Annotated in this window: 26 protein-coding genes; 5 read left to right on the forward strand and 21 right to left on the reverse strand. The window is 58.1% G+C overall.

Features of this window, described 5'->3' with window-relative positions; all coding sequences use genetic code 11:
* Positions 1–322: 322 nt before the first annotated feature.
* From ACZ46D_RS09185 to nifE, 11 genes are all read right to left on the reverse strand, one after another.
* Positions 323–2227: a pentapeptide repeat-containing protein gene (locus ACZ46D_RS09185; protein WP_464927137.1), complete on the reverse strand. Its 1905-nt coding sequence runs from the start codon at positions 2225–2227 to the stop codon at positions 323–325.
* Positions 2228–2459: 232 nt separating this feature from the next.
* On the reverse strand, positions 2460–3758 hold the full coding sequence (locus ACZ46D_RS09190) for a hypothetical protein (RefSeq protein WP_464927138.1): 1299 nt from the start codon (positions 3756–3758) through the stop codon (positions 2460–2462).
* Between the two features lie 49 nt (positions 3759–3807).
* Entirely contained in the window at positions 3808–4926 is a 1119-nt protein-coding gene (locus tag ACZ46D_RS09195; protein ID WP_464927139.1) for a LeuA family protein, read from the reverse strand.
* Between the two features lie 10 nt (positions 4927–4936).
* On the reverse strand, positions 4937–5728 hold the full coding sequence (locus ACZ46D_RS09200; RefSeq protein WP_464927140.1) for an ATP-binding cassette domain-containing protein: 792 nt from the start codon (positions 5726–5728) through the stop codon (positions 4937–4939).
* Complete coding sequence (modB, locus tag ACZ46D_RS09205) at positions 5725–6393, reverse strand: molybdate ABC transporter permease subunit (protein ID WP_464927141.1); 669 nt, start codon at positions 6391–6393, stop codon at positions 5725–5727. The genes ACZ46D_RS09200 and modB overlap by 4 nt, the downstream gene beginning before the upstream one ends.
* A gap of 26 nt (positions 6394–6419) precedes the next feature.
* Positions 6420–7181 carry a molybdate ABC transporter substrate-binding protein gene (modA, locus tag ACZ46D_RS09210; RefSeq protein WP_464927142.1) on the reverse strand — a complete coding sequence of 254 codons (762 nt, stop codon included), beginning with the start codon at positions 7179–7181 and terminating at the stop codon, positions 6420–6422.
* A 39-nt stretch (positions 7182–7220) separates the two neighbouring features.
* Complete coding sequence (locus tag ACZ46D_RS09215) at positions 7221–7631, reverse strand: winged helix-turn-helix domain-containing protein (protein ID WP_464927143.1); 411 nt, start codon at positions 7629–7631, stop codon at positions 7221–7223.
* A 126-nt stretch (positions 7632–7757) separates the two neighbouring features.
* Positions 7758–8534 carry a TorF family putative porin gene (locus tag ACZ46D_RS09220; protein ID WP_464927144.1) on the reverse strand — a complete coding sequence of 259 codons (777 nt, stop codon included), beginning with the start codon at positions 8532–8534 and terminating at the stop codon, positions 7758–7760.
* Positions 8535–8781: 247 nt separating this feature from the next.
* On the reverse strand, positions 8782–10056 hold the full coding sequence (gene nifB / locus ACZ46D_RS09225; RefSeq protein WP_464927145.1) for a nitrogenase cofactor biosynthesis protein NifB: 1275 nt from the start codon (positions 10054–10056) through the stop codon (positions 8782–8784).
* A gap of 72 nt (positions 10057–10128) precedes the next feature.
* Positions 10129–11487, reverse strand: a complete 1359-nt coding sequence (locus ACZ46D_RS09230; RefSeq protein ID WP_464927146.1) for a nitrogenase component 1 — start codon at positions 11485–11487, stop codon at positions 10129–10131.
* Entirely contained in the window at positions 11480–12844 is a 1365-nt protein-coding gene (gene nifE, locus ACZ46D_RS09235; protein WP_464927147.1) for a nitrogenase iron-molybdenum cofactor biosynthesis protein NifE, read from the reverse strand. The genes ACZ46D_RS09230 and nifE overlap by 8 nt, the downstream gene beginning before the upstream one ends.
* A 413-nt stretch (positions 12845–13257) precedes the next feature.
* Between nifE and ACZ46D_RS09240 the strand changes: the two genes are divergently transcribed.
* The 4 genes from ACZ46D_RS09240 (at position 13258) to ACZ46D_RS09255 (ending at position 16364) form a co-directional block, all read left to right on the forward strand.
* Positions 13258–15285, forward strand: a complete 2028-nt coding sequence (locus ACZ46D_RS09240; RefSeq protein WP_464927148.1) for an AsmA family protein — start codon at positions 13258–13260, stop codon at positions 15283–15285.
* Between the two features lie 94 nt (positions 15286–15379).
* The gene (locus ACZ46D_RS09245; protein ID WP_464927149.1) at positions 15380–15649 is read left to right on the forward strand and encodes a type II toxin-antitoxin system Phd/YefM family antitoxin; all 270 of its coding nucleotides are present in this window, start codon (positions 15380–15382) and stop codon (positions 15647–15649) included.
* Positions 15650–15651: 2 nt separating this feature from the next.
* Complete coding sequence (locus ACZ46D_RS09250) at positions 15652–15960, forward strand: type II toxin-antitoxin system RelE/ParE family toxin (protein ID WP_464927150.1); 309 nt, start codon at positions 15652–15654, stop codon at positions 15958–15960.
* Positions 15961–16100: 140 nt separating this feature from the next.
* Positions 16101–16364 carry a hypothetical protein gene (locus ACZ46D_RS09255; RefSeq protein ID WP_464927151.1) on the forward strand — a complete coding sequence of 88 codons (264 nt, stop codon included), beginning with the start codon at positions 16101–16103 and terminating at the stop codon, positions 16362–16364.
* A gap of 150 nt (positions 16365–16514) precedes the next feature.
* On the opposite strand, the gene ACZ46D_RS09260 is transcribed toward ACZ46D_RS09255, so the two are convergent.
* The 9 genes from ACZ46D_RS09260 to nifH all read right to left on the reverse strand — a co-directional run bounded on the left by ACZ46D_RS09260 (position 16515) and on the right by nifH (position 23787).
* Complete coding sequence (locus ACZ46D_RS09260; RefSeq protein WP_464927152.1) at positions 16515–16943, reverse strand: hypothetical protein; 429 nt, start codon at positions 16941–16943, stop codon at positions 16515–16517.
* A 14-nt stretch (positions 16944–16957) separates the two neighbouring features.
* On the reverse strand, positions 16958–17410 hold the full coding sequence (locus ACZ46D_RS09265; protein ID WP_464927153.1) for an N-acetyltransferase family protein: 453 nt from the start codon (positions 17408–17410) through the stop codon (positions 16958–16960).
* A gap of 23 nt (positions 17411–17433) precedes the next feature.
* The gene (locus ACZ46D_RS09270) at positions 17434–17736 is read right to left on the reverse strand and encodes a (2Fe-2S) ferredoxin domain-containing protein (protein WP_464927154.1); all 303 of its coding nucleotides are present in this window, start codon (positions 17734–17736) and stop codon (positions 17434–17436) included.
* A 32-nt stretch (positions 17737–17768) separates the two neighbouring features.
* A complete protein-coding gene (locus ACZ46D_RS09275) occupies positions 17769–18899 on the reverse strand; it encodes a NifB/NifX family molybdenum-iron cluster-binding protein (RefSeq protein ID WP_464927155.1) in 1131 nt (376 codons plus the stop codon).
* Between the two features lie 164 nt (positions 18900–19063).
* Positions 19064–20437: a nitrogenase molybdenum-iron protein subunit beta gene (gene nifK / locus ACZ46D_RS09280; RefSeq protein ID WP_464927156.1), complete on the reverse strand. Its 1374-nt coding sequence runs from the start codon at positions 20435–20437 to the stop codon at positions 19064–19066.
* Positions 20438–20483: 46 nt separating this feature from the next.
* Positions 20484–22124: a nitrogenase molybdenum-iron protein alpha chain gene (gene nifD / locus ACZ46D_RS09285; protein WP_464927157.1), complete on the reverse strand. Its 1641-nt coding sequence runs from the start codon at positions 22122–22124 to the stop codon at positions 20484–20486.
* 20 nt (positions 22125–22144) lie between these two features.
* Entirely contained in the window at positions 22145–22519 is a 375-nt protein-coding gene (locus ACZ46D_RS09290; protein WP_464927158.1) for a P-II family nitrogen regulator, read from the reverse strand.
* A complete protein-coding gene (locus ACZ46D_RS09295) occupies positions 22516–22872 on the reverse strand; it encodes a P-II family nitrogen regulator (RefSeq protein ID WP_464927159.1) in 357 nt (118 codons plus the stop codon). The genes ACZ46D_RS09290 and ACZ46D_RS09295 overlap by 4 nt, the downstream gene beginning before the upstream one ends.
* Before the next feature lie 90 nt (positions 22873–22962).
* Positions 22963–23787, reverse strand: a complete 825-nt coding sequence (nifH, locus tag ACZ46D_RS09300) for a nitrogenase iron protein (protein WP_464927160.1) — start codon at positions 23785–23787, stop codon at positions 22963–22965.
* A gap of 481 nt (positions 23788–24268) precedes the next feature.
* Here nifH and nifA point away from each other — a divergent pair, with 481 nt between their 5' ends.
* Positions 24269–25876 carry a nif-specific transcriptional activator NifA gene (gene nifA / locus ACZ46D_RS09305; RefSeq protein ID WP_464927161.1) on the forward strand — a complete coding sequence of 536 codons (1608 nt, stop codon included), beginning with the start codon at positions 24269–24271 and terminating at the stop codon, positions 25874–25876.
* 69 nt (positions 25877–25945) lie between these two features.
* Here nifA and ACZ46D_RS09310 read toward each other — a convergent pair whose 3' ends face one another.
* Positions 25946–26665, reverse strand: coding sequence for a type 1 glutamine amidotransferase (locus tag ACZ46D_RS09310; RefSeq protein WP_464927162.1), 720 nt, complete (start codon positions 26663–26665; stop codon positions 25946–25948).
* Positions 26666–26745 lie beyond the last annotated feature (80 nt).

Consider the following 26745-nt stretch of genomic DNA (forward strand, 5'->3'; position numbering starts at 1 on the left):
GTTTTTCCGGAAAGCTGTCAAGGGGGAGGCGGCGCCAAAGGAGGGCGCAACTGAAATTCGAAGCAGCCAAGACTGGACGACATTGGCCACACTGGCTAATGGATCAGGTCCGAATCTCAGGCACCACCGGGAAAAGGCTAACGCTTGAAATCAGATGAGTGTTATTCCGCGTCCGCTAGAGTGACTTATTGGGCAGCACTTTTCAATAGTCACTGTCTCTAAAGGCATAGCCGAGCTTCGTGGCATGGGAAATTCCCGCGTGATTCGAGCATCCGTGCAGCGTAAGTATATTTCCTTGAACGCCTACTTCGTTTTTCTAACTTTAATCTTTAATCTTTCCTGCCTTGTCTAGAAGCTCGTGGTAGTCTTTTTTGATATCTTTTAAGATGGCACATTCGCCTTTTGACTCTGCTTGCAACAACGCATGCGCAAGTACGGGGGCAAATTCGTCATTATCTCTCAGAAGAAAGCCGGTTCTATAAGCCAAAGCTTGCCCAATAGGACGGCTACTGCATGCAAGTTTTACCAGAAAAGATTCAACCCCCTGCAAGTATTGATCTACTGGCACAGGACCGGGGATGGCCGCAACTTTGGCGAAATCCTTACCATAAAATGCGCCCCTTACCCGCAACTTTTCCGGCAAGTCAAGCTTAGTTGGCTTGCCTTGCAAAGGTATGGAGCTCAATGCGCTCTCAAGCGTGGAATCACTGAGCGCCCCTGCGAGCTGCTTCCTAATGTTGTCCGCATCTCCTGCTGTTAGGGGACCAACTTGCACGTTGCTCAAATCGCAGATATCTAGGATTGCTGCTTTAAGGTTCGCACCTCGAAACTCCGCGTAAGCGAGGAAGGCACCTTTTAGGTTGGCCTCCTCTAAATTTGCTCCCTGAAGTTGCGCTGTACGCAGGTCTACCCCCTGTAAGTTGGCCCCCGGCAGATCTGCTGCTTGTAGTTTAACACCGAACAAGGACGCCCCCCGCAGATCGACACCAGCCAATGCTTTCCCGAGCGTTGTTACCGCAGGCGTTTTGACCGCCTGTAGGTTGGCCATGTACAAATTTACACCTTGCAGCTTAGCCGCACTTAAATCTGCACCTTGTAGCTCGGCGTACATGAGGTTGGCACCTTGCAGATCGGCATCAAACAGATTTGCACCTCGAAGGCTACTGGGAACGAAGCCTCCGCTCTGTTTTTTCACTCTACTTAAATTTGCACCCTGAAAATTGCTGCTCGCTAATGTGGCAGAATCCAATCTTACGCCTTTAAGGTCAGCATTGTAAAAGCTTGAATAACTGAAGTCAGCACCGCGCAAGTCGCGTTCCTGAAGTGTGATGCCTTTGGCGTGGTCAAGCCATGCGTCATCGACTGTTTTCCCTTGTTGAATGTAAACGGCCACAAGCTGTGGTGGTGGCGCCTCTTCCACCAGAGTCGTGCTCCTAACTATTAGATTCCGGTGCAGCTGATCCTTGAGCCGATCAAGGAATCTTGCGGGCCGATCCAAGGACTCTCCGGGGACGGTTGCAACGACCAACGAGAACAGGCAAGACGTCATGATCATTAGGCACATGGCTGCCACCCTTAAGCGACATAGAATCTTTGATGTCCGCGATGATCTAGACTCATGCTTTTTCGGCCGACAGTTGAGAATGATTCTCCAAATTACCCAGAGCACCGCTAAATCCAACAAAAATATCGCCCTGTGCCACCAGGTTATCGGCACGCTGTGGTAGGGCAAAAACCGCAATTGTATGAACTCCAGCAAGACCGGCGGCGCGGCAATGACGGTTACCCATATGATTAGACGTAATACCGATCGAATGACAAGCGATCTTTCCGCTTGAATCGACAAAGGACTGATAGCAAGCGGCAGCAGTAAGCCTCTTTGCCAATTCTGCTCCGATTTGTCTTGTAATGTTTGTAGCGCTTCTTCGAAGGCCGCCTGCTTAATCGACAGGAAATATATATTAAGTAACAAATAAAGATGGAGCACTAATAGTGCGAACGGAACAAAGATGTAAAAACTTCGGACGGGCAACTCAACGGTTAGTAGCGGCAATTGCAGCTTGGTTTCCAGAAGCAATTGTTTATCGGTGGTAGTAGCGATAGCAACAGCAATGTAGATGCCCGCAAGCAGGTAGGTGGTGAAGACGCCACTAAGGCGCCTCGCAGTCTCATCAACTGAGCAGCGCAACTTCTCGATGGGCGGCAGAGGGTGCTCTTTATTCATCATGGCCTACTAGCCAGCAGCATGGTTATCTCCCCCCTCTTAGCGATTTCAGGAGGCCGTCTATCAAAATAGACGAATCCGCTGAAGATGCGGAAACCTAGGTTACTGTCCATATAACATCCCTTCGCATTTTCACCTTTCCCTGATAATCATTAATCCATTTATTTTTAGACAGTTGCCTCTTCGCACCAATTTATCATAACATCTTATGAAGATCATAATAGCATACCTCTCCTCAAAACTCCTCAATCCGTTTCCTGAACCAACGGAGCACCGCCTCCTTCTTCTCGGCGATGTCGATCTCGTAGATGTCCTGCGGGAACAGCAATTCCGCCACCCCGGAGTCGAAAATCCGCTTCACCTCGTACTCGTCGTGGGAAACCTCCCGCTCATAGATATAATTGAGGTACGAGCGGTTGGTGTGGACGATGAATTCCACGCGCATGCCGCCCATGCGGGCGAAGAACTTGAACATCTGGGTCTTGGCGGAGCTGCCGATGCTGCCGCTGTGATGCCCACCGCCGGAAAGGGTGTCGCTCACCTCCTCCAGGGTCATCAGCGACCCGGCTCGGGTGGCGCTCTGGGTCAGGTGTTTCTGGAAGGCCTTGACCTCGGCCACCGAGTCCACCACGCCCATGAGGCCCAGCTCATCGTCCACCGCCACGGCCGGATTCTCCTCGCCCTTGCGCAGGAGCTTGAGCACCTTGGCCTCGGACTGCTTCTTGCGGATGGAGACATAGATCGGCACCTCGGCCCCATTGGCCTGGAAGCGGCGGCGCTTGATCAAGGTGAGCTTCTGGTTGGCCTTTCTTTCCACTCCGCGGGCCTGCTCCCGGCTGACGACCTCAACCTTGGTGCAGGCAAAAGTATCCGGGTCGTGGTCGCTCAGAAGATAAACAATCTCCAGCTCGCCGATTCTGCTTTTCTTGCTCCAGACGTATTCGTTCAAAAAGTCGAGAAACTGGCCGAACTTGCCCTCCACCTCGGTTTCCCGTTCCCGCTGATCGATGGAGCCGGCCAGATTCATGAGGATCAGCTTGCGCTTGGCCTCGAAGCGCGCTTTTTTGTGGTAGCGGTCGTCAAAGAGGATGAGCAGCAGATCCACCGGGCTCTTGCAGGAGTCGATCTCGTTGGTCATCTCGATGTAGGAGGCGTAGTTGGCCAGCACCTTGGCCTTGAGATAGTTGATCACCCCGTCGGCGGTCCGGGAATAGGTGTTGACCCGCAGGATCACCTCCCGGGCGTTGCCCTCGATGCCGAACATGTTGCCCAGCAGCCGGTAGGCCCGCTCGTTAGCCAGCTTCCGCCGGGCGGGATCGTTGATGATCGCCTGGATTCCGGCGAAGGTTCGGACATCGAGAAACTCGAAGATCTGGTTGCGCAGAATCCGGTAACGGGTGGCCATGCCAGCCTCGGCCAGCCCCTTGGCAAAAAGCCGCGCTTCCGTGGAAAACGAGGCCAGGGATGGCGGCCTGTCTCCGGTGGCGAAGGGACCGGACCTGGCCAGCAGTGAAAAGATGTTCTCTTGCGTCATGATGCTTTCTCCACTTTTTTTCCACTGTACGGGCAGGGAGGCACTGGGATCAAGAACTATATTCGGCCACCAACCGACGCACTTCCAGATCATGAAGCGGCCTGCCCAGGGCCAGGCACTGGCTCCGAAAGGAATCGGCCAGCCGGGCCAGCTGCGCCTCCTGGACCTGCACACCCAACTGCCGCAACCGCTCGGCCACGCCCTGCCTGCCCACCTTGGCCCCATACGACAATTGCCTTTCAGCCCCAACCAGCTTCGGTTCGTAGGGCTCGTAGGTCCGAGGATCCTTGGCGATCCCGGCCAGATGCAGGCCGGTTTCGCAGGCAAAGATCCCCGCGCCGATTACCGGCTGATGGGGTTCGATATTCCGGCCCGAGCAGTCGGCGGCCAAACGGGCCAGGCCTGGAAACAGAGTGGTCGCATAGGGCCTTGTTCCTTGCAGGGCCAGATAACCGGCCACCTCTTCCAACCGGCTGTTCCCGGCCCGCTCTCCCAACCCCAGGACGGTGACGTCGGCCCAATGGGCGCCTGCCTCCAAAGCAGCAATGGCATTGGCCGTGGCCATGCCGAAGTCGTTGTGCATGTGCACCCCGATCTCCACCGCAAAATTGCTCCGCAGATCGCGGACCAGGGCACCAATGGTGCCAGGGGTGGCCACGCCCACCGTGTCGGCGATCCGGATACGATTCACTCCGTTTTCACAGGCAACGCTGACGATCTCGCGTAGGAAGGCGGGCTCTGCCCTGGTCGCATCCTCCAGCCCGAGGGAAACATACTCCACCGCCGCCCCCGCCCTGGAGACCGCCTTGGCCACCATCTCCACCACCGCTGCACGCCCCAGGTTCAGCTTAGTGGTGATATGGAGATCAGAAACCGGCACGGAAAGGGAGAGCACCTCCGGGGCCAGGCCAAGAGCGCAGGCGATGTCCTCCTTGCGGCAGCGGCACCAGAGGGACAGCCGCTTCACCCCGGCCTCTTCGCGACAGCGGGCGACCAAGGCGGGAAGTTCTTTATCCAGCGGCGAGGCGACCCCCACCTCCACCTCTTCGATCCCGACCCGTGCAAGATACCGGGCAAGGGCCACCTTCTGCTCCAGGGTGAAGGCAACCCCCACCGTCTGGCTGCCCTCGCGCAGGGTGCTGTCCACCAAACCGCGTACCTGCTCCATGACCGTCACCTCACCTGACTGATGCGGTGGCCAATCCACGCGCCGCCAGGCCTTCTTTTTTCCACTGCGCCCGCTGGCAGACCTTTGTCCGCCAGCCGTCGTCGTCCTCCGGCGCGGCAAACTCCTTTCTGCTGCTGACCTCTTCCACCCTGCCATCGGCAAAGACGACCAGGGTGTCGCCGAACACCTCCACATCCGCCGGATCATGGGTGATGACAACCAGGGGCACCCCGAACCGTTGCCTGATCTCCAGCAACTCCATGCGCATCCGATGACGGAGCATGGAATCCAGGGCGGAAAAGGGCTCGTCCAGCAACAGGATGGAGGGCTTCTTGATCATGGCCCTGGCCAGGGCCACCCGCTGCTTCTGCCCCCCGGACAGCTCCGCCGGATAGCTTTCGGCCAGATGGGTGATCTCAAAGGAGGCCATGATCTCCGCCACCTCCTGCCGGTCGTCGGGGAACAGGTTGAAGCGCCAACCCTTTTTCAGGGGGTAGCCGATATTTTCCCGCACCGTGAGATGGGGAAACAGGGCATAGTCCTGAAACAGATACCCCACCCCCCGCTTGCGTGCCGGGAGATTGACGCCCACGTGAGAATCAAAAAGAATCTCTCCGCCCACCACAACCCTGCCCTGCTCAGGGGCAACCAGCCCGGCAATGGCCTGGATGGTGAGGCTCTTGCCCGAGCCCGAAGCGCCGAAGATCACGGTGAGATCATCATGCGAGGAGAAAGCCGCCTCCAGCGCAAAACGCCGGTCGCCGGACTGCAGGGTTTTCCGGATATCCACCTCAAGCCTCATCGCCCTGCCCTCCCTCTGTTTGCCAGCTTGTTGGTCATGACGAGAATAGTGACGCAGACCACCGACATGATGGCCACCAGGGTATTGGCCAACGTATAGTCCCCGGCCTGTACCGCATCGAACACCGCCATGGCCGCGGTCTGGGTCTTGCCCTCGATATTGCCCGCCACCATCAGGGTGGCGCCGAAATCCCCCATGGCCCTGGCAAAGGCGAGCATGGTTCCGGCCAGCAGCCCCCGCGCGGCCAGGGGCAGGGTAATGCGGAAAAACACCCGCAGCTCGTTGTCGCCCAAGATACGGGCGGCCTGTTCGTACTCGGTGGAGACCCCTTCAAAGGCGGCCCGGGCGGACTTGAACAACAGGGGAAAGGAGACCACCGTCGCGGCCAGCACCGCCCCCTGCCAGGTAAACATCAGGCTGATGCCGAAATGGGCATGGAGCCAAGCGCCCAGCCAGCCGTTTCTGCCCCAGACCACGATGAGGTAATAGCCCAGGACCGTAGGCGGCATGACCAGGGGCAGGGTCAAAATAGCGTCAAGAAAATCCCGGCCCCAAAAAGTGAAGCGGGCGGTGAGCCAGGCGAAAGCCACGGCAAAACCAAAGGCGATCACAGTCGCGCAAGCGGCAATCCGTAAAGTAAGCCAGAGAGGAGTCAGGTCGGGCATGATCGCTTCCTTCAGTGAACAGCCGGCTATGGCCTTTTAAAGCCGTATTTCGCCAAAATACCCTGCGCCTCGGGGCTCCGCAGATAGAGGATAAAGGCCTGCCCCTTCTCCTTGTTCGCACTCCCCGCCACAACGGCCACAGGATAGACAATGGGTTTATCGGTGGGGATTTCAGCCACAACCCGCACTCTGTCTTTTGCTGCCGCGGCATCCGTGGCATAGACAAAACCAGCCTCCACCTCACCCCGCATCACATATTCGAGCGCCTGTTTTACCGAGATACCCATGACGCATTTGGGCGCCAACGGTTCCCATAACCCCTGCTTTTCCAGGGCAGCCTTGGTATATCTGCCGACCGGCACCGACTCAGGATTACCCATGGCGATCTTTTGCACCCGGCCTGATTTCAGCTCAGCAAGCCCTGTAACCACCGGCATATTCACCGGGGCGATGAGCACCAAGGAATTCCCCACGAAATTGATTCTGCTCCCCGTCACAATGAACCCACCCTTTTCCGCCTTGTCCATGCTCTCCTGGTCGGCAGAGGCAAAGACGTCTGCCGGTGCTCCCTGGGCGATTTGCTGCAACAACGGTCCGGTGGCAGCGAAATTGAAATTAACCTTCACCCCTGGATTTTTCGCCATAAACGATTTGCCGATCTCCTTGAAGGACTCGGTCAGGCTGGCTGCGGCGGAGACGAGCAGCTCGGTTTCCGCGCGGGCAGGGCTTGGTGAGCAAAACATTGAAGGGACCGCGATGAACAGACAGAGTAAGGTTCTTAAAAACATGGCAAGGCTCCTGTGCAATAAAGAATAAAACACCGTGAACTACAGTTCCGCGCCAGGGTCCCCGCACCCGGCATCACACAGCACCTCCCCCAGCTTTGCGGTCATTTTCTGCAAAACATCTTGAAACTGCGCATGGTACTGCCAAAAAACGGCGATTGCCCTCTCGCCCGTAGGCGTAAGTTTGGCCCCGCCGCCGCTCTTGCCGCCCCGGGAGGTCTCCACCAGCTTGCACCCGGCCTGGCGGTTCATGGAGTCGAGAAGATCCCAGGCATGCTTGTAGGACATCTCCATGGAACGAGCCGCCTGGGCAAGGGAACCGTGCTCCCTGATCCGCTCCAGTAAGACCACCCGGCCATAGCCGAGAAAGGTGCCCTCCTCCCCTTCGAGCCAAAGCCGCCCCCGCCATTTGAGGCCGGCTTTCCCCTTGTCTTGCGATGTGTTGTTTTTCATAGCGTTATATTTATCAAAATATAACGGTTGCGCAATGCTTTTTTCCATAAAAAAAGCCCGTCTGTCTCAGCCAGGGAGGGGGCGAGACAGACGGGCCAAACAGGGGAAAAGATGGGGGAAACCCTGTTAGAACGCCATACTCACGGCAACACCGCCGTAGACGAAGCTGTCGTCATTCCCATTCTTGCTGTTTGCCTTCATGAGATCCTGGGCATCATTGCTCAAGGCGAAGGTATAACTGAGCTTCGGAGCGACGGTGATATTTTTGTTCACCGGCACGGTAAGGCCCACAGACAACACCCCGTCATGGAAATTGCTGTACTTGCTGCCATCGGCCTCTTTATAAGGTGAGGCCTCACTCGCCTTGAGGTAGCTCACCTGGGCACCCAGATCCAGAGTGATGTCACCCTGCACCGGGAAGGAATGGGAGATTCCCAGGGTCGTGTACCAGCCCGGATAGTAATCAGTGTCACGGTATACGGTCAGAGTCGGCTTCAAAAGAGTGTTCAGCGCGGCGCTTGCGAAAAATTCCTGCGAATCCTTCGCCGAATCATTAGCATAGTAAATATAGCCCACGGAATAAGCCATGGGACCCATCTCCCAACCATAGGCCAAGGTCACGTCGGTTTCAGTCCACTTGTGAGTATCATCGACATACGGATCGGTGTCATAATTTCCCCACAGGTTTGCGGAAAAGCCTTTATATCCCAAGGTCATGGCCGGCTGCACCACAACGCTGTCCTTGCTGTACTCAAATCCCCGCCAGATATACTGGCTGTAAGCACCGACAGTCAGGTTCGTCGTGATCTGGTCTTCCTCGGCAAAAGCCATGCCGGAAAGCATGGAAAAACATACCCCTGTGGCGGCAACCCCGGCCAACAACTTCCTCGCGATTTTACTCATCTTCTCTCTCCTTTTTTATACATTATGAAAATTACCCTTAAAGGCTCAAAGCCCGTTTTCTATATACTCCTGTGTATCCAAATTTCATGCCAACGATCAAAAAAACCAGAACCGCATATAACATCCTGAAATTAAACATATTACCAAAAGGCACCGCCCTGATTAAAATTACATTTTTGAATCACACGCCGCCATCAAGGTGACAAAATTGTACAACATCGCGTTGCCGCCAAGCGGGGAGCCCCTCTTATTGACAACCACCGCCAGATCCAGCGCACGCCCCCTTGGTGCAAGACTGCTTCCTTGCCTTCAACGCCCCGGGGTTGCCGCCCTCAAATATCGCCTTCACCCCATCCACAATAAACCCGCCCATCTCCACCGGCTTTACCCCGGCTTTTTCAAGAATCCCGCGGGGCGTTTCGCCCACACCGCTCACCAGTACGGCCCGGCAATCATTCAAAGCCCTGGCCAAAGAGGTCCAGCGTTGTAGGCCGCCGCTTACCTTGGGTGCGGGCCGCTCTTCCACAAGCAGATACTCGTCCCCTTTCCGCTCATAAATCTGGAAGCGATTGGCTTCGCCAAGGTGTTGGTTAACCAAGACCCCTTCCATGGTGGCCACTGCTACATAGGGTCGGATTTCCGGAGGCAGGGCTGGGAGCTGGGCGCAGGCGGAAAGACAGCCCCGCATCTCCTCGGTCCGGTCCTGATCGAGCAACCCCACTGCGTCGGCCCGGCAGCGGGTGCAGTGGCGCATCTGCGGCAGGAACTTCTCCGCCTCGGTGCGCAGCGCACCGACTTCCTCCTTGGACGGCTCGCGGATCGTGCCAAAGGGGGTGCCCACGTTGGGAAACATGGCCATGCAGTTGAAAAGATCGGCGCCCAGCTCCCGCATGGTTTCCGCAACCTTGAGGATATGCTGGTCGTTGATCCCCGGAATCAGGATCGAATTGATCTTCACCGTGATCCCGTGGGCCTTCAGGGCCTTGACCGCCTCCAACTGCCGGGAGAGCAGAAGCTCCGCCGCCTGGCGGCCGTGATAGGCGACCTTGCCGTCCCGCACCCAGCTATAAATTTTGGCCCCCACCTCCGGATCAACGGCATTGATGGTGATGGTCACATGCGAGACATTGAGATTGGCCAGCTCAGGAATATAGGGGGTGATGGCCAGGCCGTTGCTGGCCAGGCACAGGATCATCTGCGGGAAATTCTTATTGATCAACCGCATGGTTTCCATGGTCGCCTCACCATTGGCAAAGGGATCTCCGGGCCCGGCAATGCCAGCCACGGTGATGCGCGGCTCTTTTTCGAGAACCTTGCCCATGTAGACCAGGGCCTGCTCGGGGCTCAGGATCGTGCTGGTCACCCCGGGCCGCGATTCGTTGACGCAGTCGTACTTGCGGTCGCAGTAATTGCATTTGATGTTGCAGTTCGGGGCCACCGGCAGATGGACGCGGCCGGCCTGCCCTTTCATGGCCGGGTTGAAACAGGGGTGCTTGTTCAGGTCTTTGTGTATCTCGTGCATGACTCTCTCCCATTTAGATAGCTGTAAGCCTTCAGCTATCAGCGCAAAGCTGACCGCTGATAGCTGCTTTTTTCACATATAGCTGTAGCCGACCTCGGAACTGTCCTGCTTGGCCGCGATCATGGCATTGGCGACCCGATCGAAAAGCTGCTGCGCCCCGTGGTAGCCGATATGTAGCAGCCGCTGGCCGCCCACCCGGTCGTGGATGGGAAAACCAACACGGATAAGCGGAAGGCCCAAGCCCCGGGCCAGTCCATAGCCCTTGCTGTGGCCGAGGAAGAAATCCGGTTTCAGCTCCCCGGCCAACTCGCCGATCTCGTAAAAATCCATGCCCTCGTGTATCCGAGGCATCTCCACCCCAAAACCTTCCACCGCTTTTTCAATGGCCTTGACAAAGCTGCCGCTGGTGCCGCCCGAGGCGCAGAGCACCGGCTGCACCCCGATCTCGACCAAGAAAGAGGTCAGGCCGATCACCAGATCCTCTTCGCCGTAGACCACGGCCCGTTTGCCGAACACGTACTTGTGGCCGTCCACCAGGCTGTCCACCAACCGACCCCTTGCCAGAGCGTACTTCTCCGGCATGGGTTTGCCGGAAAGCCCGGCCAACACCTCAAAAAACCGGTCCGTTTCCCGGATGCCCACCGGCATGCCCAAACGGTGCAGGTCCACGCCGTAGCTTTTTTCCAGATATTTGCCCCCGGAGAGCTGGTCCGGCAGGGTATGGCCGAACTCCACGGTTGCCTTGGCCCCACCCATGGCGCGGATATCGCTGATCTTCGTCCCGCCCTTGGGAATCAGGGGATAGTCCCGCAGGGCCGGACCGTCGAGGGTTTCGGAAAAATCAGGCAGCACGGTGGCAGTCAACCCGCAATCCGCAACGATCTCCTTGAGGCTCCGCAGATCCGCAGCCGAGAGGAATCCGGGCAGGATGTTGACCGTACCGTTCGGCACCGACTCCACCGTCAGCTGCTCCACCAGCCCCCGCACCGCCGCGTGAAACCCCTCCATATGGGTGCCGGAATAGCTGGGGGTGGAAACCTGTACCAGCAGCGGGCCGCCATCCTGCATGAACTCCTGGCTGTACTGGAAGAGCAGCATCTTCACGTCGTCGCCGATGGTTTCGGTGAGGCAGGTGGTGGCGATGCCGATGAGCGCCGGGTGGTACTTTTCCGTCACGTTTTTCAGCCCGAGCTTCAGGTTCGCCCCGCCGCCGTAGACCGCGTTCTTCTCCCCCAGCGAGGAGGAGGCGATGTCGATGGGCTCGTTGAAATGGCTGATGATGTAGCGCCGCATGTAGGTGGCGCACCCCTGGGAGCCGTGGAGAAAGGGCACGGCCCCTTCCACGCCCCGAAAGGCGAGGCTGGCGCCCAGCGGCTTGCACAGCTTGCAGGCATTGGTGGTGGAGACATACTGGGGGGGCATCTTAGTCATTGGTTCCCTCCTGCACGATTTCTGCTTTCCGTGGCACAAATCGCCACACCGGGCTCATCACCGAGCCGTACACCTCGCGGGCAAAGTTGAGCATGCCGGTAAAGCCGGCGAGCATCTCCTTGCGCTCGTGGTTATGGTCGCAGAAGGCCACGCCCAGCTTATAGGCAATGGGCCGCTCCTTGACCCCGCCCACGAAGATGTCCACCTCCTTTTCCTGGAGAAACGAGGAAAGTTCCAGGGGGTTGGAATCATCCACGATGATGGTGCCTGGGTCGGTGATCTCGGCCAGTTCCTGATAATCCTCCGGGGTTCCGGTCTGGGAGCCGACCATAACCACCTGCATGCCGATGGTGCGGAAGGCCTTGACCAGGGAAAACGCCTTGAAAGCGCCGCCCACGTAAATGGCGGCCCGCTTGCCGGCCAGGGCCTGGCGATAGCACATGAGTTCGGGCATCAGCAGGGAAAGTTCCTCTTTGACCAATTCCCTGGTGCGGAGCATCATCTCCTCGTCCTTAAAAAACTCGGCCACCGCATAGAGCGACTCGGCCATGTCCTCCACCCCGAAATACGAAACCCGCAGCGAGGGGATGCCGTAATCCTTTTCCATCATCCGAGCCAGATCCATGGTGGAGCCGGAGCACTGCACCACGTTGAGCGCGGCCCCGTGGGCCCGCTGGATATCCCCCACCCTCCCGTCCCCGGTGATGTTGGCCACCACCTCGACGCCCATCCGGGTAAAGTAGTCGCGGATCAGCCATATCTCCCCGGCCAGGTTGAAGTCGCCCAGAATGTTGAGACTGTATTTGGAGATCCCGCTGATGTCGCCCATGCCCACCAGTTGTCGCATGGCATTGCAGGCGGCCTTGTAGCCCTCCCGCTTGTTGCCCTTGAACCCCTCCGACTGCACGGGCAGCACCGGAATGCCTTTTTCCTCGCTCACCCTGCGGCACACCGCCGCCATGTCGTCGCCGATGATCCCCACGATGCAGGTGGAATAGACAAAGGCCGCCTTGGGCGCATGCCGGTCGATGAGCTCAACTAGGGCGTTGTAGAGCTTTTTCTCGCCGCCGAAGATGACGTCGGTCTCCTGCATGTCCGTGGAAAAGCTTAAGCGGTGCAACTCCGGCCCGGAGGACAGGGCGCCCCGGATATCCCAGGTGTAGACCGCGCAGCCGATGGGGCCGTGCACCAGATGCAGGGCGTCGGCGATGGGATAGAGCACCACCCGGGAGCCGCAGAACACGCAGGCCCGCTGGCTCACCGCCCCGGCCAGGCTGTCCTTGTTGCACTCCATGGCAAAAGGAGCTTCCCCGGTGCGGTGTATCGAATCTTGTCGTTCCTGCAACGCTGCTTCCATGGCGTCCGTGCTCCTGTCTGGTGATTTGCAAAGGGGTAAGAGCAAGGGGTGTGCCAAGCAGGGGATATAATATTTTGTTGTGTAATTACTAACATTTAAATAGGCAACGTTTCATGGACTGAAACGAGAGGGGGCAGGGGCAGAAGAGGATTGTGTAATGTTTGCGACAAAAAAGAAAGGGCCGGACATTTTTGTCGGCCCCTGCGGGGTTCATCGCGACTGAAGCCGCTCCTACCATGAGGAGGTAATAGTTGCCATGCCCGTAGGAGCGGCTTCAGCCGCGATAATCCTTTCGATCTGTCTCCACCGAACCACTCGTTTCCCCCTTGGATTGACAATCAACCGGGGAGTGTGGGATGCTCAAGGAAGCTACTTAATGGACTCCACGAAACTTTAAATCAGGAGATTCCCTTGTGCCTCCGTCAAAAATTTCACCTTGGTCCGACAACTTGAAATATCGCAAAACCCTGATTGCGGCGGGTGCAATAGGCATCCTCGTTCTGTTGTTCCTGATATTGTTCGACTGGAACTGGTTTCGCGCGCCCATCGAGCGCTACGTCTTTAAAAAAACCGGACGGCACCTGAAGATCGAGGGCGAGATCAAGGTCGCGCTGGGTTTTTCTCCCACCATCCGCATCGGCAAGATGCGCTATGAAAACCCGGAATGGTCGGATGAGAAGCAGATGGCCTCCGTGGAAGGCCTTGAGTTTGTGCCGAACCTGCGCTCATTGTTTGGCCGGGCCATTATTGTCGAGCGGCTGCGCGTGGTGGGTGCTGATGTGCTGCTGGAGCGCAGCAAGGACGGCAAGCGCAACTGGGTGTTCGGCAGGTCCGATGATCCCGCAGCGCCGGTACCGGAAATTCGCAGCCTGACCATCGACCATGGCGTGATCCGCTGGCGCGACGGACTGGAGGATCTGGATGCGCGTGCCGAAGTCAGGACCGAAGCGCAGGATGCGCAGGGCAGGCCGCAACGCCTGCCCACGGTGATCGCTTTTTCCGGCACCTATAAGAATCTGCCTTTTTCCGGGTCGGCACGAGCGGGCAGTGTGCTGGGACTGCGCGATTCCGGCGTGGCCTTTCCGCTGCAAGCCAGCGGAAAAATCGGCAAGAATTCATTTGAAATCGACGGCACTTTTATCGATCTCGGGCAGTTGGCCGGGGTCGACGCGCGGGTCAAAATCGCCGGTCCCGACTGGTCTCGCCTGTATCCGCTAGTTCCGGTCCCGCTGCCCCATTCGCCCCCTTTTTCCATCGAGGGCCGCTTTAAGAATCAGGGGGCGCAATATGCATATGAAAATTTCAAGGGAATCATCGGGGGCAGCGATATCGGCGGCACTGCGGTGTTCACCCCGAAGCAGCCGCGGCCCCACCTTGCCGCCTCGTTTCACAGCAAAATCCTCGACCTGAAGGATCTGGGCCCGATGATCGGGATTCACTCAAGCGGCGCCGCCGACAAGGGGCGCGGCACGGTCTCAAGCGAGCGCAAAAAGGCCGAGGCCCCTGCCGCACCTGCCCGCGTGCTGCCCAAGGAACCATTCCGGGTCGAACGCTTGAACGCCATCGACGCCGACATCACCTTAAAAGCCGGCCAGATCCGCCGCCCGAAAGGGCTGGCCCTGGAAGATCTCACGGCAACCCTGAAATTAGCCGATGGCGTACTCACCCTGGCGCCGCTCAACTTCGGCTTCGCGGGCGGGAATATCATCTCGAATATCACGCTCAACGCAAAACAAGATCCCATTGCTACGCAGGCCACGATTTCCATGCGCTCTCTGCGGCTCAACAAACTGTTTCCCACCGTAAAGTTGATGAAGGGGAGCGAAGGAGCGATGGGCGCCAAGATCAAAATTTCCGGGCGGGGCAACAGCCTTGCCGCCATGCTGGCAACCGCCACCGGAGAAGGAAGTTTCGCGATGTCCGGCGGTACGGTTTCCAATCTGCTGATGGAGCTTTTCGGCTTGGACGGCGGCGAGATCATCAAATTCCTCGTGGTCGGCGACCGCGAGACCGCCATCCGCTGCGGGGCCGCCTCCTTCGAGATACAAGCCGGTTTGGCCACCAGCCGCTCAATCGTCCTCGACACGGCCGACACGCAAATCGAAGGCTCAGGCGACGTCAACCTCCGCGACGAGCAATTGGACATCATTTTGAAGCCGCATCCCAAGGATGTGAGTATTCTGGTGGTGCGCAGCCCCATCCATATTACCGGCAGCTTTGCCAAGCCGGACGTCAGCATCGACAAGGGCGGCCTGATCAAGCGTATCGGCAGCGCGGTCTTGCTCGGGTTGATCAATCCCCTGGCGGCGCTTATACCCTTGGTCGAAACCGGAACCGGAACCGATGCCAACTGCGTAGAGCTATTGGCTACGGTGGGGGAGGCGCAGCGCGAGGCAGTAAAGCCGCCGTCCAAGCCGTTTTCGAAGAAGCCGAGGAAATAATAAGAGGCACAGAGGGCAACATTTTCCGCTGTACAGTACTCCCAAGAGGTGCTACATTTAGTCCCGTTAACAGCACCCCAAGGAGGGCCATGTCGTGAATATTAGATTTTCAGAGGATGTCATCCCGTTAAGCGACCTGAAAACAAACCCCGGCAAAGTCATCCGGCATGTTTCCGAGGCGCATCGACCGGTCTTGTTGACCAGCCGCGGGCGAGGGGTGGCGGTGGTGCAGGACCTGCGGGATTATGAAAAGACCGAAGAGGAATGTTCTTTCATGCGGGCCGTGGTCAAGGGCATGGCTGAACTGGAGCAAGGTCACGAGACATCCCTTGCCGAGGTAAAAAAACGGTTGGGACTAACCTAGAAATGGTCGGTCCGATACCCATAACCTTCTCGGAATCCGCGGTTCAGGATATGGAAGACCTTCTTGCCTATTATGCCGACCAGGCAATGCCGCAGGTTGGCAGCCGATTGGTCGCGGAAATTATCACTGAAATTGAGTTGCTATCCAGCCAGCCACGCATGGGCCGCATGGTGCCGGAATTTGAGCAGGATTTTCTACTGGAGTTGATCCGGCCCCCTTTTCGGATTGTCTATCGGGTGGACAGAGATCAGGTTCGGATCGTCAGGGTCTGGCGTAGTGAAAGATTGCTCAAGTTGCCGCAAGACGATTGAGGCGCACGGCGCATTTATAATTTGAATACAGCCCTGGTTGGCAGAAATTAAGTATTGTGTCCCCGGAATTCCCCGATACGTAAAAAAACTACTTGAATGATCGAATAAACAATGACTGAACACTGGATAACTTATCTAACATGGCTGTCAATTATTTTTGGGCGTCTGCAGTTAGCTGGCTGCGAGCAAGCATAGTAAAAATCACAAGAGAACAAGAGGTTACTTGGCGGACAAAAGAAGCAAAAAAGCGCGGCGAAAAACCAAACCTCGCAGGTGTTGAACTAGACGGTTGGGATATGTCTGGAACATTCAGAGTACAAACCAAATGGAATGCTCTTGGTGCATTTTTTGGGGCTTGCGCCATTATGCTTCAAGCTTTAATCAGAATCGTTGAAAACGCATAACAATCTGGCCCAGAGCGATGTAGCAAAGCTGCAAGGAATTCCGGGGATATATCTAATTCACTTCCGGCCTGACTCTCTCTGAAAAATAACACCATCTCCCATATTTTCTTGGCGCTTCCCTTACCGGCCTCCGCGCCCACGGTGCTGCGCTCAAGCCGGAACCCGCTGCACAACAAACTCCCTGACCATCTGTCCGATGGTCAAAATCTCCGGGATATCCTCGGGAAGCGCAGGCTTGCGGCTGTAAGTATCCAGATCGCAAATCTCCTGAAACCCGTCGAGATAGCGGAGCTTGGCGCCCAGCTCCGGCTGGGGTCCGGCGTTGCGTTCCAGCGCGTCCACCAGGTCGCGCATGGTGTGGTTGTCCGCCAGATCGCCGCGGCTCATGAGGTAGCCCATGATGAATTTCTCAATGGCCATGGCCGTGAGGTTATAGAGGATCTCCGGGGTGAAGACCTCGGCGCGCTTCTCGGCGGCCTCACCGGCGGTGTGCAGATACTGGCCGCCCTCCTTGATATACTGCCGCCAGTCGTCAATCTGGAGGAGCCTTCGCCAATCTTCAAGCTGAACAAGTCCCATGAGTCCGCCCTCCTTTATCGCGGGGTGAGATTTTTCCTGAGGCAAACGAGCGCCGTACCCTGCCAGCCAAGAGCTGCATAAAAATCCAAGGCCGGACCATTGTTGCGGTCCGCCAGGAGCTGAAGCCGCTCGATCCCCTGCTCTTGCGCCCACATCCCGATGCGTTCCATCAGGAGCCGCCCGACGCCTTTCCCCCGCCATTCTTCCCGGATAACCACATCCTCGACCAGCAGAGCCGGGCCGCCCTCGGCCGTGGAAATCGTCACCTGGCCGGTGCACATGCCGACCACCGCGCCTTCAGCCTCGGCGACCAGGACGCAGCCGCGCTCGTTTTCCAGCATCAGTTCCAGCCCGCGCCGCTGCCTGTCGTGATCGCCGAAAAAATCCTCTTCAATACCAAAAAGGATCTGCAGCAGGGCGACAAGGCTGTCGAGGTCCGCAGGCAGGGCGGGGCGGATGCGCACCATGGTCCGGCTCTCCTTTGGGTTTTCTAGGCGATCAGGTACTCCGCCGCCGGCCTCCCCTCTTCGAGGCTGTCCAGAATCTCGTCGATGGCATCGTGGCTGTCCACCCCCTTGAACCACCAGTTCTCAGGCTGGATCACCATGATGGGTCCGGCCTCGCACTGTTTGAGACAGGTGGTGGCCGTGACCAGGCAGTTCAGCCCCCGGTCGAGGATCTCCTCTTCGAGATATTGCAGGAAGCCGTCGGTCTGCTTGTGGCAGATGCCCTTCTTGTCGCCGGCCACGCGGAAGCTCTGGCAAACGAGGATCTGTTTTTTCGGAATTGCCATGGTAATTTTCTCCTTGAATTGAAGCCGCTGTCCTATCTGCGGCCCTTTGGTCCTTTCTTGCCGCCACCGAACATGACATCCACGGTGCCATCGATCTCCCCTTCGGTGGTCAGCACCGTAATGCCGCGCTCCTTCAAAATCTTCTTGGGGTTTTCCCCGGCGCTGGCGGCAAGCAGCGCGAAACAATCGGGCAGAGTCTCCGCCAACTTTTCCCAGCGCAGGCCGCCACCACCGGCCTCGGGCAGGTCGCGGCGGCCGAGCAGGCAGTGCAGGCCGTCTTCCCTGGGTCCGTAGATCAGAGCCTGGTAGGCCTGGCCGAGATGGAGATCCACATCCATGCCGCCGAGGCTGACCACGGCCACATTGGGCCGTTTGGTGGTGGGCCTAGGCAGCCCTCCCGCTGTATGACTGTTGTCCATGGCCGCGGCCATGGAGCAACCGGGCGCGAGAACCTCCTGCTCTTCATACACCTCCAGATATTTTCCAGCCAGGCCCCTGGCCGCCGCCAGCATTGCCTTGTCCGGTTCCGGCGGCAAAATCCCGCCTTCAGCCGCCTCCGGCTTGAACGGAACCAGGGTCATTGAGGCAACGCCAAGCTGGGCCATGCGTTGCGCGATCTGTTCCAGATGGACTTCGTTGTATCCTGGGTACAGGGTGGTTCTGGCCTTGACCTTGATCCCTGCTTTTTGCAGAGCACCAATGACCAGGGCCTGTTCCTCCAGAAGGATTTTTACGGCTTCAGCCAGGACCACGGTTTTTCTGCCGGGGCGAATCCAGGCAAAGAGCTTTGCGAGAATCTCCGCATCAACCGCATCCACCTGCAGAGTCACCAGACCAACGCCTTCTTCCTCCAGGATCTCCGCATACTGCTCGCCGCCCAAGCCCAGGGTGACGATTTCCACGGTCAGGGACGGATATTTCTGCTTGAACAGACGAATAGTTTTCAGGGTTGGACTGATAGCGGCAAGGGGATCACCGGGACCGGCAATGACCACCTGCGCAGGTTTTCCTGTGCTGCCGAGCACTTCCGTAGCCCAAGCCAGGGCCTCTTCCGGCGACATGGCCGCCGCAGACTTCTGGTCCGGCGCAAAACGCAGCCTGGCGTTGACGTGCGTCGCCACGGGCAGGGAAAGACGGCGCGATGCTTTGGCAGAATCAGGCATGATAGCTATTTCCCCCTCTCCCTAGCCCTCTCCCGCAAGGGGAGAGGGAACTTTGCGGACTTTTACAAGAAGCTCATTGGGACGCTTTTTGTGTGACCCGCCAGCTTTCAGTCCCAGCGACACTCTGATCGCCGACCGCTGAAGGCTGGCGGCTTGTTTATTTACTACATCACCAACTCAAACCGCTGTTCCGTGGCGTCCCGGTCCTGCCGGTCCATGAGCACGCCGAGGATCTTCTCCAGAAGCCGCAACCCGCCCTTGTAGCCCACGGTCGGCAAGTACTGGTGTCCCTGGCGGTCCAGGATCGGGAATCCCCACCGCACGTAGGGGATGTCCTCGTCCCGGGCGATATACTTGCAGTAGGTGTTGCCGAGCAGCAGATCCACCGGCTCATTCTTGATCCACTGGTGCAGGAGGAACATGTCCCCCGCCGCCCTCACATTGACCTCGTACGGCATATCCTTGGTGATCTCCCTGATCCGAGCCTCGAACTTCTTGCCCGGCGTGCCGGTGACGATGTGGATGGGGCACATATCCAGGGAAACCAGGAACTCGGTCATGCTGATCAGCTGATCCGGGTCGCCCACCAGGGCCACCTTTTTATGATAGAGGTACTGGTGCATATCGGAGATCATGTCCACCAACTGGCCGCGCTCCAGGGTGATCTCCTCCGGGATGTTGACCCCGGCGATGGTACGCAGCGCGTCGATGAACCGGTCCGTGGCCTTGAGGCCAAAGGGCATGTCCAGCACCCGGCAGGGCACCTTGCGCTTGGAATCCAGCCAGCGGGCCGCGTCCGCCGAACACCACTCGCCCAGGGCCAGGGTACCGATGGAGTCGCCGGTGGATTTCAGCTCCGCCACCGTGGTGCCCCCTTCGGGGAACATGGTGAATTGGCCGGACAGGGGGCCGTTGAGCACCCCGGAGGTGTCCGGAAACAGGATGTATTTGACGCCGATCAGCCCCATCAGCCTTTTCAGCTCCTCCATGTCGCAGGGCTCCACCCAACCGGGGATGACGTTCACCTTGCCGTTTTTCTTGCCGGTGGGCTCGGAAAGCCCGGCCATGGACTTGACCATGCTGGAAAAGCCGGTGACGTGCGAACCCACGTAGCTCGGGGTGTTGGCACCGATCACCGTTTTACCCTCGGGGATCTTGCCCTCCTTCTCCGCCTTGGTTTTGATCTGCTTGAGATCGTCGCCGATGGTTTCGGACAGGCAGGTGGTGTGGATGGCGATCACCTCGGGGTCATAGACGGTGAAGATATTGTCGATGGCCTGGAGCATGTTGGCCTGGCCGCCGAACACCGAGGCCCCCTCGGTGAACGAACTGGTGGCGGCGGAGATCGGCTCCTTGTAATGCCGGGTCAGGGTGGAGCGGTGGTAGGCGCAGCAGCCCTGGGAACCATGGCTGTGCGGCAGACAGCCGTGGATGCCCAGCGCCGCGTACATGGCGCCGATGGGCTGGCAGGTCTTGGCCGGATTGATGGTCAAGGCCGTGCGCTCGGTTATTTCCTTGGGGGTATGTCGTAATAACATGGTGGTATCCTCGATTGAATGGCCGCACAGGCCATGATCCTTCTTCCTACTCCCAGGCGAAGGTCGCCGAGAGCTGCGGGTTTTCCTGCCAGGGGGCCTTCATGTAGCTCCAGACCTTGCTGTTCACCAAGCGGTCGATCTCCTGATAGAAGTTGACCGCTCCTTTGAATCCGGCATAGGGACCGCCCGAGTCGTAGGAGTGGAGCTGCTTCATGGGCACACCCAGCTTCTGGATGGAGAATTTTTCCTTGATCCCGGCGCAGAAGATATCCGGCTTCATCAGCTCCACCAGCTTCTCGGCCTCGTACTGGTTGAGGTCGTCGATGATCAGGGTGTTTTTCTCCATGTCCGGAATCAGGCCGTCATAATGTTTGAACTGATAGCCCGCCTTTTCCAGCGCCTGCATCTCCGCCTCGGACTTGCGCGGCTTGAAGCGGTCCGGATCGGCCTCGACATGGATCTCTTCGATGTTGCGGCTGTCGGCATCCACCTCCAGGGTCGGGATGACCTGGCGGCCTTCGTAGTCGTCACGGTGGGCGAACTCGTAGCCTGCGGAGATGGTTTTCATGCCCATCTCGTTGAACAGCTCCTGGTAATGATGAGCCCGGCTTCCGCCGACAAACATCATCGCCGTCTTGCCCTCGGTGCGGGGCGTAATCTCAGCCAGGGCCGCCTCAACCTGCGGCATTTCTTCCCGAATCACTGCCTCCACCGTGTCGATCAGCTTTTTATCCCCGAAGTACTCGGCGATCTTACGGAGCGACTTGGCCGTGGCGTTGGCGCCGATGAAGTTCACCTTGATCCAGGGGATGCCGAACTTGGTCTCCAGCATGTCCGCCACATAGTTGATGGAGCGGTGGCACATGACCGCGTTCAGGTCGGCCTGGTGGGCCGAGGCAAACTGGTCGTAGGTCGAGTTGCCGGAAAAGGTGGCGATGTTGGTGATCCCGCATTTCTTAAAGATCCGGTCGATCTCGAAGCCGTCGCCGCCGATGTTGTACTCGCCCAGCAGGTTGATCTTGTACTTGCCCTCCTTGGGCACGTCGTTCTCGCCAACGATATGCTTGAACACCTGGTTGTTGGCGATGTGATGGCCGGCGGACTGGCTCACCCCCTTGTAGCCCTCGCAACTGAAGGCGTAGACGTTGCAGTCGCCGAATTTTTCCTTCATCCGCTTGGCCACGGTATGGATGTCGTCGCCGATCAGCCCCACCGGACAGGTGGCGAAGATGGCGATGGACCTGGGATGAAAAAGGTCGTAGGCCTCCTGGATCGCGGCGGTCAGCTTCTTCTCGCCGCCGAAGATGATGTCCGAATCCTGCATGTCGGTACTGAAGCAGTAGTTCATGTAGTTCTCGCCGTCCGGGCCTGCGTCGGTTTGGTTGCGCCGGGTCAGCCAGGCGTAAAACGAACAGCCGATGGGGCCGTGCACCAGATTGACGATGTCGCGGGTCGGCCCCATGATCACGCCCTTGCAGCCGGCATAGGTGCAGCCGCGCATGGTGATGATGCCGGGGGTGGTCCGCACGTTGGCGGAGATCTCCGGGGTTTCGTTGCCCAGGGCCTCGTTGATCATTATCTGCTTGGCGCGTTTGCGGGCGACCTTGGCCGGATACTTTTCAAGGAGCTGCGCCTTGACGTCCGCCGGGTCCCACTGCACCAGCTTTTCTTTCTGTGTTGTTGCCATTGGGTTCTCCTTGGTTTCGGTTAGGATATCGACTTGGCGCCCTTTTCCCCGGTGCGCACCCGGACGGCGTCACCGAGCGGCACGACAAAGATCTTGCCGTCGCCCGGTTTGCCGGTCTGGTTGGCCGCGATGAGCGCGGCAACCACCTCCTTGACCTGTTTGTCGGCAACCACCGCCGTCACCATCCGCTTGGGATAGAGCTGGCCCTTGGAACCCAAGAGCGAAGCCGCCTCTTCGTAGCCCTTCTGGGCGCCCTCCAAAATCTTGGGATTGGCAAAGCCCTTGCCGCGGCCCTGGGCCTCATGGGCGAAAAAGGCGTCGATCCCGGCATCGCTCAGAGCCTGCTTGGTTTGATTCATCATATTCATGCGCACAACGGCGATGACCTCTTTCATGGCGCCACCCCTTCCGCTGCGTAGGCGGTCTCCTTGACCCCGGAGCTGATGGTGTAGGATTCCTCCACCTCGGAAACGAAGATCTTGCCGTCGCCGAATGCCCCTTTGCCAGCGGAGCGGGCCGTGCCCATGACGGTCTCGATGAAAAAATCCTTGTCCGCCGTATTGATGACGCTCAGCAGCATCACCTTGGGGATCTCGTCGTAGGTAACCTCGCCGATCTTGATGCCGCGCTGCTTGCCGCGCCCGGCCACGGAATATTTGGTAACCGCCGGGAAGCCCGCCTCCATGAGGGAGGCGAGGACCTTATCTGCTTTTTCCGGCCGGACAATGGCTCTGATCATAGTCAACATGATATTTTCTCCATTTTTATGGAACTATTCGTTGTTTCGGTTTGGTTGTGGCTGACTGCCTCGGGCTTGCCGCCGGCAGCCGGACAGTTGCTAATTCATCAGCCCGTAGTCCATGAGCAGTTTTTCCAGCTGCTCCATTTCCAGGGGTTTGGGAATCACAAAATTCGTGTTCTCGTCAATGGCCTTGGCCAAGCCCCGATAATGGTCGGCCTGGGGAACCTCCGGATTCCACTCGATCACGGTCTTGCGGTTGATCTCCGCCCGCTGCACATCGTTGTCCCTGGGCACGAAGTAGATCATATGGGTGCCGAGCATCTTGGCCAGTTCCTCGATCATCTCCCTTTCGTTGTCCACCGCCCGGGAGTTGCAGATCAGCCCGCCGAGGCGGACGGAACCGGACTGGGCGAACTTCATGATCCCCTTGCAGATGTTGTTGGCCGCATACATGGCCATCATCTCGCCGGAGCAGACGATGTAGATCTCTTCCGCCTTGCCGTCGCGGATGGGCATGGCAAAACCGCCGCAGACCACGTCGCCCAAGACATCGTAAAAGGCATAGTCCAACCCTTCGCTCTCTTCATAGGCGCCGAGGGACTCCAGCATGTTGATGGAGGTGATGATGCCGCGCCCAGCGCAACCAACGCCGGGCTCGGGCCCGCCTGATTCAACGCACCAGGTGTCGCCGTAGCCTTTTTTGCGAATGTTCACCAGTTCCACGTCCTCGCCTTCCTCGCGCAGGGTGTCGAGCACCGATTTCTGGGCCAGGCCGCCCAGCAACAAGCGGGTGGAATCCGCCTTGGGATCGCAGCCCACGACCATGACTTTTCTGCCCATCTGAGCCAGCCCGGCCACGGTGTTCTGGGTGGTTGTTGATTTGCCTATGCCGCCTTTGCCGTAAATTGCCACCTTGCGCATCTTATGTTCCTCCTTGCTCGTATTGAATATGGGGTTTCAAATTCCATTGGCTTGCGCTGCCGTCGGTTGCCTCTATCGCAAGGGGTGTGCCAGAGCGGGAACAAACTTCTCAGTTTCAGGATAACTTTCCGATATTATTTGATTTGTTTAGGGGATATGCCGCAGGTGGCGCCGTCCGGTCTGCTCAATTTTGTAAGTTTGGCTACAAAAGGGAAGACTGGAGACGGTTATTGAAGATCGACCAAAAAGAAATTTTACTACAAAAATGTCGCAACTCGAAAAACGACCACCGCAGAAGTGCGGAGTTCCAAGAGGGAAGGGGCAATTATATTTACTTATAATTTCAGGCTATTAAGAAGGTTACGCGCTTGCAATGTTACATTTTTGAAGCATTGGAACATTTATTGCTAATCCAATACCACAAGGACTTTCCCCAAAAAAGCCACCCTCAACCGATCACAACCAAAGGCGGACCCAGCGCATGAGCAAACCAGACTACCCCACCGAGCGCCTTGAATTGCAGGCCCTCTATCAGATAAGCCAGCTCATCGGCTCCGCCCTGGACATCAAGAAGACCCTGGCCGAGATACTACAGAGCCTGCACGAAACCCTACGGATGGAGCGGGCCACCCTTGTTCTCCAGGAAGAAGGCGGCGAGCATCTTTCCATCGCCGCCTCGTACGGCCTCAGCAAAGAGGAGGAGAGGCGCGGCATCTACCGGCTGGGCGAAGGGGTGATCGGCCGCATCTTCCAGTCCGCCTACCCCTTCGTGGTGCCGGACATCCACAGCGAACCGCTTTTTTTAAACCGGACCGGCGCCCGCGCCAATCTCCCCAAGGGAGAGATCTCCTTTATCGGCGTCCCGGTCATGCTGCCCGAGGGACCGGTGGGTGTTCTTTCCGTGGACAGGCTCTTCGGCCCGGAGATTTCGTTTGAGGAAGACATCCGCTTTCTCACCGTGGTCGCCATGCTCATCGCCCAGTTCCTGCGGCTGCACAAGACGGTTTCCCTCAGGCAGCAAGTGCTGGTGGAGGAAAACCTGCTGCTCAAGAAAGAGCTGCGCAGCCGCTACAGCCAGCACAACATCATCGGCCAGTGCAAACGGATTCAGGATGTGTACAACTACATCGACAAGGTGGCGCCCAGCCGGGCCACCGCCCTGCTTCTGGGGGAATCCGGCACCGGCAAGGAGCTGGTCGCCCGGGCCATCCACCAGGCCAGCCCCCGGGCCAACAAACCCTTCATCAAGATCAACTGCGCGGCCCTGCCGGAAAACCTTCTGGAAAGCGAGCTGCTCGGCCATGAAAAGGGAGCCTTCACCGGCGCGGCCAACCTCAAGAAAGGACGGTTTGAACTGGCCGACAACGGCACCATCTTTCTCGACGAGGTGGGAGAGCTGCCCCTACCCCTGCAGGCCAAGCTGCTCCGGGTACTGCAGGAACAGATGTTCGAGCGGCTGGGCGGCACCCAGACCATCACGGTCAATGTCCGGGTCATTGCCGCCACCAACCGCAGCCTGGAAGAATGTGTTGCGCAGGGAAGTTTTCGGGCAGACCTCTACTATCGCCTCAACGTGGTCCCCGTAATCCTGCCGCCGCTCAGGGAACGGAGGGAAGACATCCCCCTGCTCCTCGACCATTTTTTGCAGGAGAGCAACCGCATGAACGAACGGAAGGTACGCCTGTCAAGCTCCGTGGTCCAGCTCCTCTGCGGCTACTCCTGGCCGGGCAACGTCCGCGAGCTGCAGAACCTCATTGAACGGCTGGTGATCATGGCGGACGGCGAAACCATCGTCTCCCGTGAGCTGCCCAGCTACATCACCGCAGAACCGGAAACCGAGACGCTGATCGCGCCATCCTGCCGCCTTGCCCCGCCACCACCCGAAGGAGCAGGACCGGCAAGCGAACCCCTGCCCGGAAACTCCATGCCCAAGTCTTTAAAGGATATGGAAAAAGAAGAGGTGGTGGCCGCCCTCCGAAGACACGGCTGGGTTCAGGCCCGGGCTGCCCGGGAGCTGGGACTCACCCAGCGCCAGATGGGATACCGCATCAAAAAATACGATATTGTCCTGCCTGATTTTCCCCATTGAGAAAAACGCCGGGTTTTCCCCCGCAAGGGTAAACCCGGCTTCCATTGTGCCGCCCCATGCCCTGCTTCATCAGGAAATAAGGGCCAGGTAATCACTGAAAAATTGATGGAAATCAGCGGAAATTTCCGCCCGCAAGAGCCTCGCCTCCGCCAGCAAATCACCGGGCCGTACCACGAGGGACCGGAACGAGGCGAGCCATTGCCAATCCTGCTCCAGCCAGAGACTGATATCTTCGAACACCGCGACATGGTTATCAAACTGCACCCCGAGGATATGGGGCCGCTGCTCAAGGGAAAAGGCCTCCACCTGGCATTGCTCCGAAGTGGCGAGCAGGGAAAAATGTTTCGGCAGCGGCTCCAGCACCGTTTGGCTGTGCCACTTGAACATGGGCATAGTCTTTCCGAGATTCCTGAAGGCCGGATGCTCACGGCCGTCATGGGTGAGGTGCCCCTGCACAAAGCCGATGCTCGGCTTGAAATTCGGCCCTACCTGGGCGCCGAGCACCGCAGCAAGCAGCTGGTGACCGAGACAGAAGCCAAGAATCGGCTTGTCCGCGCCAATCGCCCTTTTGATGAACCGTTTCTCCTCCACGAGAAACGGGTATTTCTCCACCTGATCGACATTGGGAGCCCCCCCGAGGAGAATGATCGCCCCATAGCCGTTGAAGTCCGGGATCCAATCCTGCCAGACCTTGACGAGATCAAAATCCACCCGATGCTTAGCGAACGCCTCAAGAAGCAGCCGCCCTGGGCCGGCCCAGGGGGTATGTTGCAGGATCAGGAATTTCATCTGTCGTTTTTTACCAATGGAGGAGAACCGGCGGCGGCTTCGGGATTTTCACCAAGCCGCCGCCGGTTGTTACTTCTTTC

This window comes from Thiovibrio sp. Mzg5 (assembly GCF_055379285.1).

Coding starts and splice junctions, on each gene's coding strand:
- ACZ46D_RS09185 (WP_464927137.1), bottom strand. CDS start 2,227: ATGATGAATAAAGAGCACCCTCTGCCGCCCATCGAGAAGTTGCGCTGC.
- ACZ46D_RS09190 (WP_464927138.1), bottom strand. CDS start 3,758: ATGACGCAAGAGAACATCTTTTCACTGCTGGCCAGGTCCGGTCCCTTC.
- ACZ46D_RS09195 (WP_464927139.1), bottom strand. CDS start 4,926: ATGGAGCAGGTACGCGGTTTGGTGGACAGCACCCTGCGCGAGGGCAGC.
- ACZ46D_RS09200 (WP_464927140.1), bottom strand. CDS start 5,728: ATGAGGCTTGAGGTGGATATCCGGAAAACCCTGCAGTCCGGCGACCGG.
- modB (WP_464927141.1), bottom strand. CDS start 6,393: ATGCCCGACCTGACTCCTCTCTGGCTTACTTTACGGATTGCCGCTTGC.
- modA (WP_464927142.1), bottom strand. CDS start 7,181: ATGTTTTTAAGAACCTTACTCTGTCTGTTCATCGCGGTCCCTTCAATG.
- ACZ46D_RS09215 (WP_464927143.1), bottom strand. CDS start 7,631: ATGAAAAACAACACATCGCAAGACAAGGGGAAAGCCGGCCTCAAATGG.
- ACZ46D_RS09220 (WP_464927144.1), bottom strand. CDS start 8,534: ATGAGTAAAATCGCGAGGAAGTTGTTGGCCGGGGTTGCCGCCACAGGG.
- nifB (WP_464927145.1), bottom strand. CDS start 10,056: ATGCACGAGATACACAAAGACCTGAACAAGCACCCCTGTTTCAACCCG.
- ACZ46D_RS09230 (WP_464927146.1), bottom strand. CDS start 11,487: ATGACTAAGATGCCCCCCCAGTATGTCTCCACCACCAATGCCTGCAAG.
- nifE (WP_464927147.1), bottom strand. CDS start 12,844: ATGGAAGCAGCGTTGCAGGAACGACAAGATTCGATACACCGCACCGGG.
- ACZ46D_RS09250 (WP_464927150.1), top strand. CDS start 15,652: ATGGTCGGTCCGATACCCATAACCTTCTCGGAATCCGCGGTTCAGGAT.
- ACZ46D_RS09255 (WP_464927151.1), top strand. CDS start 16,101: ATGGCTGTCAATTATTTTTGGGCGTCTGCAGTTAGCTGGCTGCGAGCA.
- ACZ46D_RS09260 (WP_464927152.1), bottom strand. CDS start 16,943: ATGGGACTTGTTCAGCTTGAAGATTGGCGAAGGCTCCTCCAGATTGAC.
- ACZ46D_RS09265 (WP_464927153.1), bottom strand. CDS start 17,410: ATGGTGCGCATCCGCCCCGCCCTGCCTGCGGACCTCGACAGCCTTGTC.
- ACZ46D_RS09270 (WP_464927154.1), bottom strand. CDS start 17,736: ATGGCAATTCCGAAAAAACAGATCCTCGTTTGCCAGAGCTTCCGCGTG.
- ACZ46D_RS09275 (WP_464927155.1), bottom strand. CDS start 18,899: ATGCCTGATTCTGCCAAAGCATCGCGCCGTCTTTCCCTGCCCGTGGCG.
- nifK (WP_464927156.1), bottom strand. CDS start 20,437: ATGTTATTACGACATACCCCCAAGGAAATAACCGAGCGCACGGCCTTG.
- nifD (WP_464927157.1), bottom strand. CDS start 22,124: ATGGCAACAACACAGAAAGAAAAGCTGGTGCAGTGGGACCCGGCGGAC.
- ACZ46D_RS09290 (WP_464927158.1), bottom strand. CDS start 22,519: ATGAAAGAGGTCATCGCCGTTGTGCGCATGAATATGATGAATCAAACC.
- ACZ46D_RS09295 (WP_464927159.1), bottom strand. CDS start 22,872: ATGTTGACTATGATCAGAGCCATTGTCCGGCCGGAAAAAGCAGATAAG.
- nifH (WP_464927160.1), bottom strand. CDS start 23,787: ATGCGCAAGGTGGCAATTTACGGCAAAGGCGGCATAGGCAAATCAACA.
- nifA (WP_464927161.1), top strand. CDS start 24,269: ATGAGCAAACCAGACTACCCCACCGAGCGCCTTGAATTGCAGGCCCTC.
- ACZ46D_RS09310 (WP_464927162.1), bottom strand. CDS start 26,665: ATGAAATTCCTGATCCTGCAACATACCCCCTGGGCCGGCCCAGGGCGG.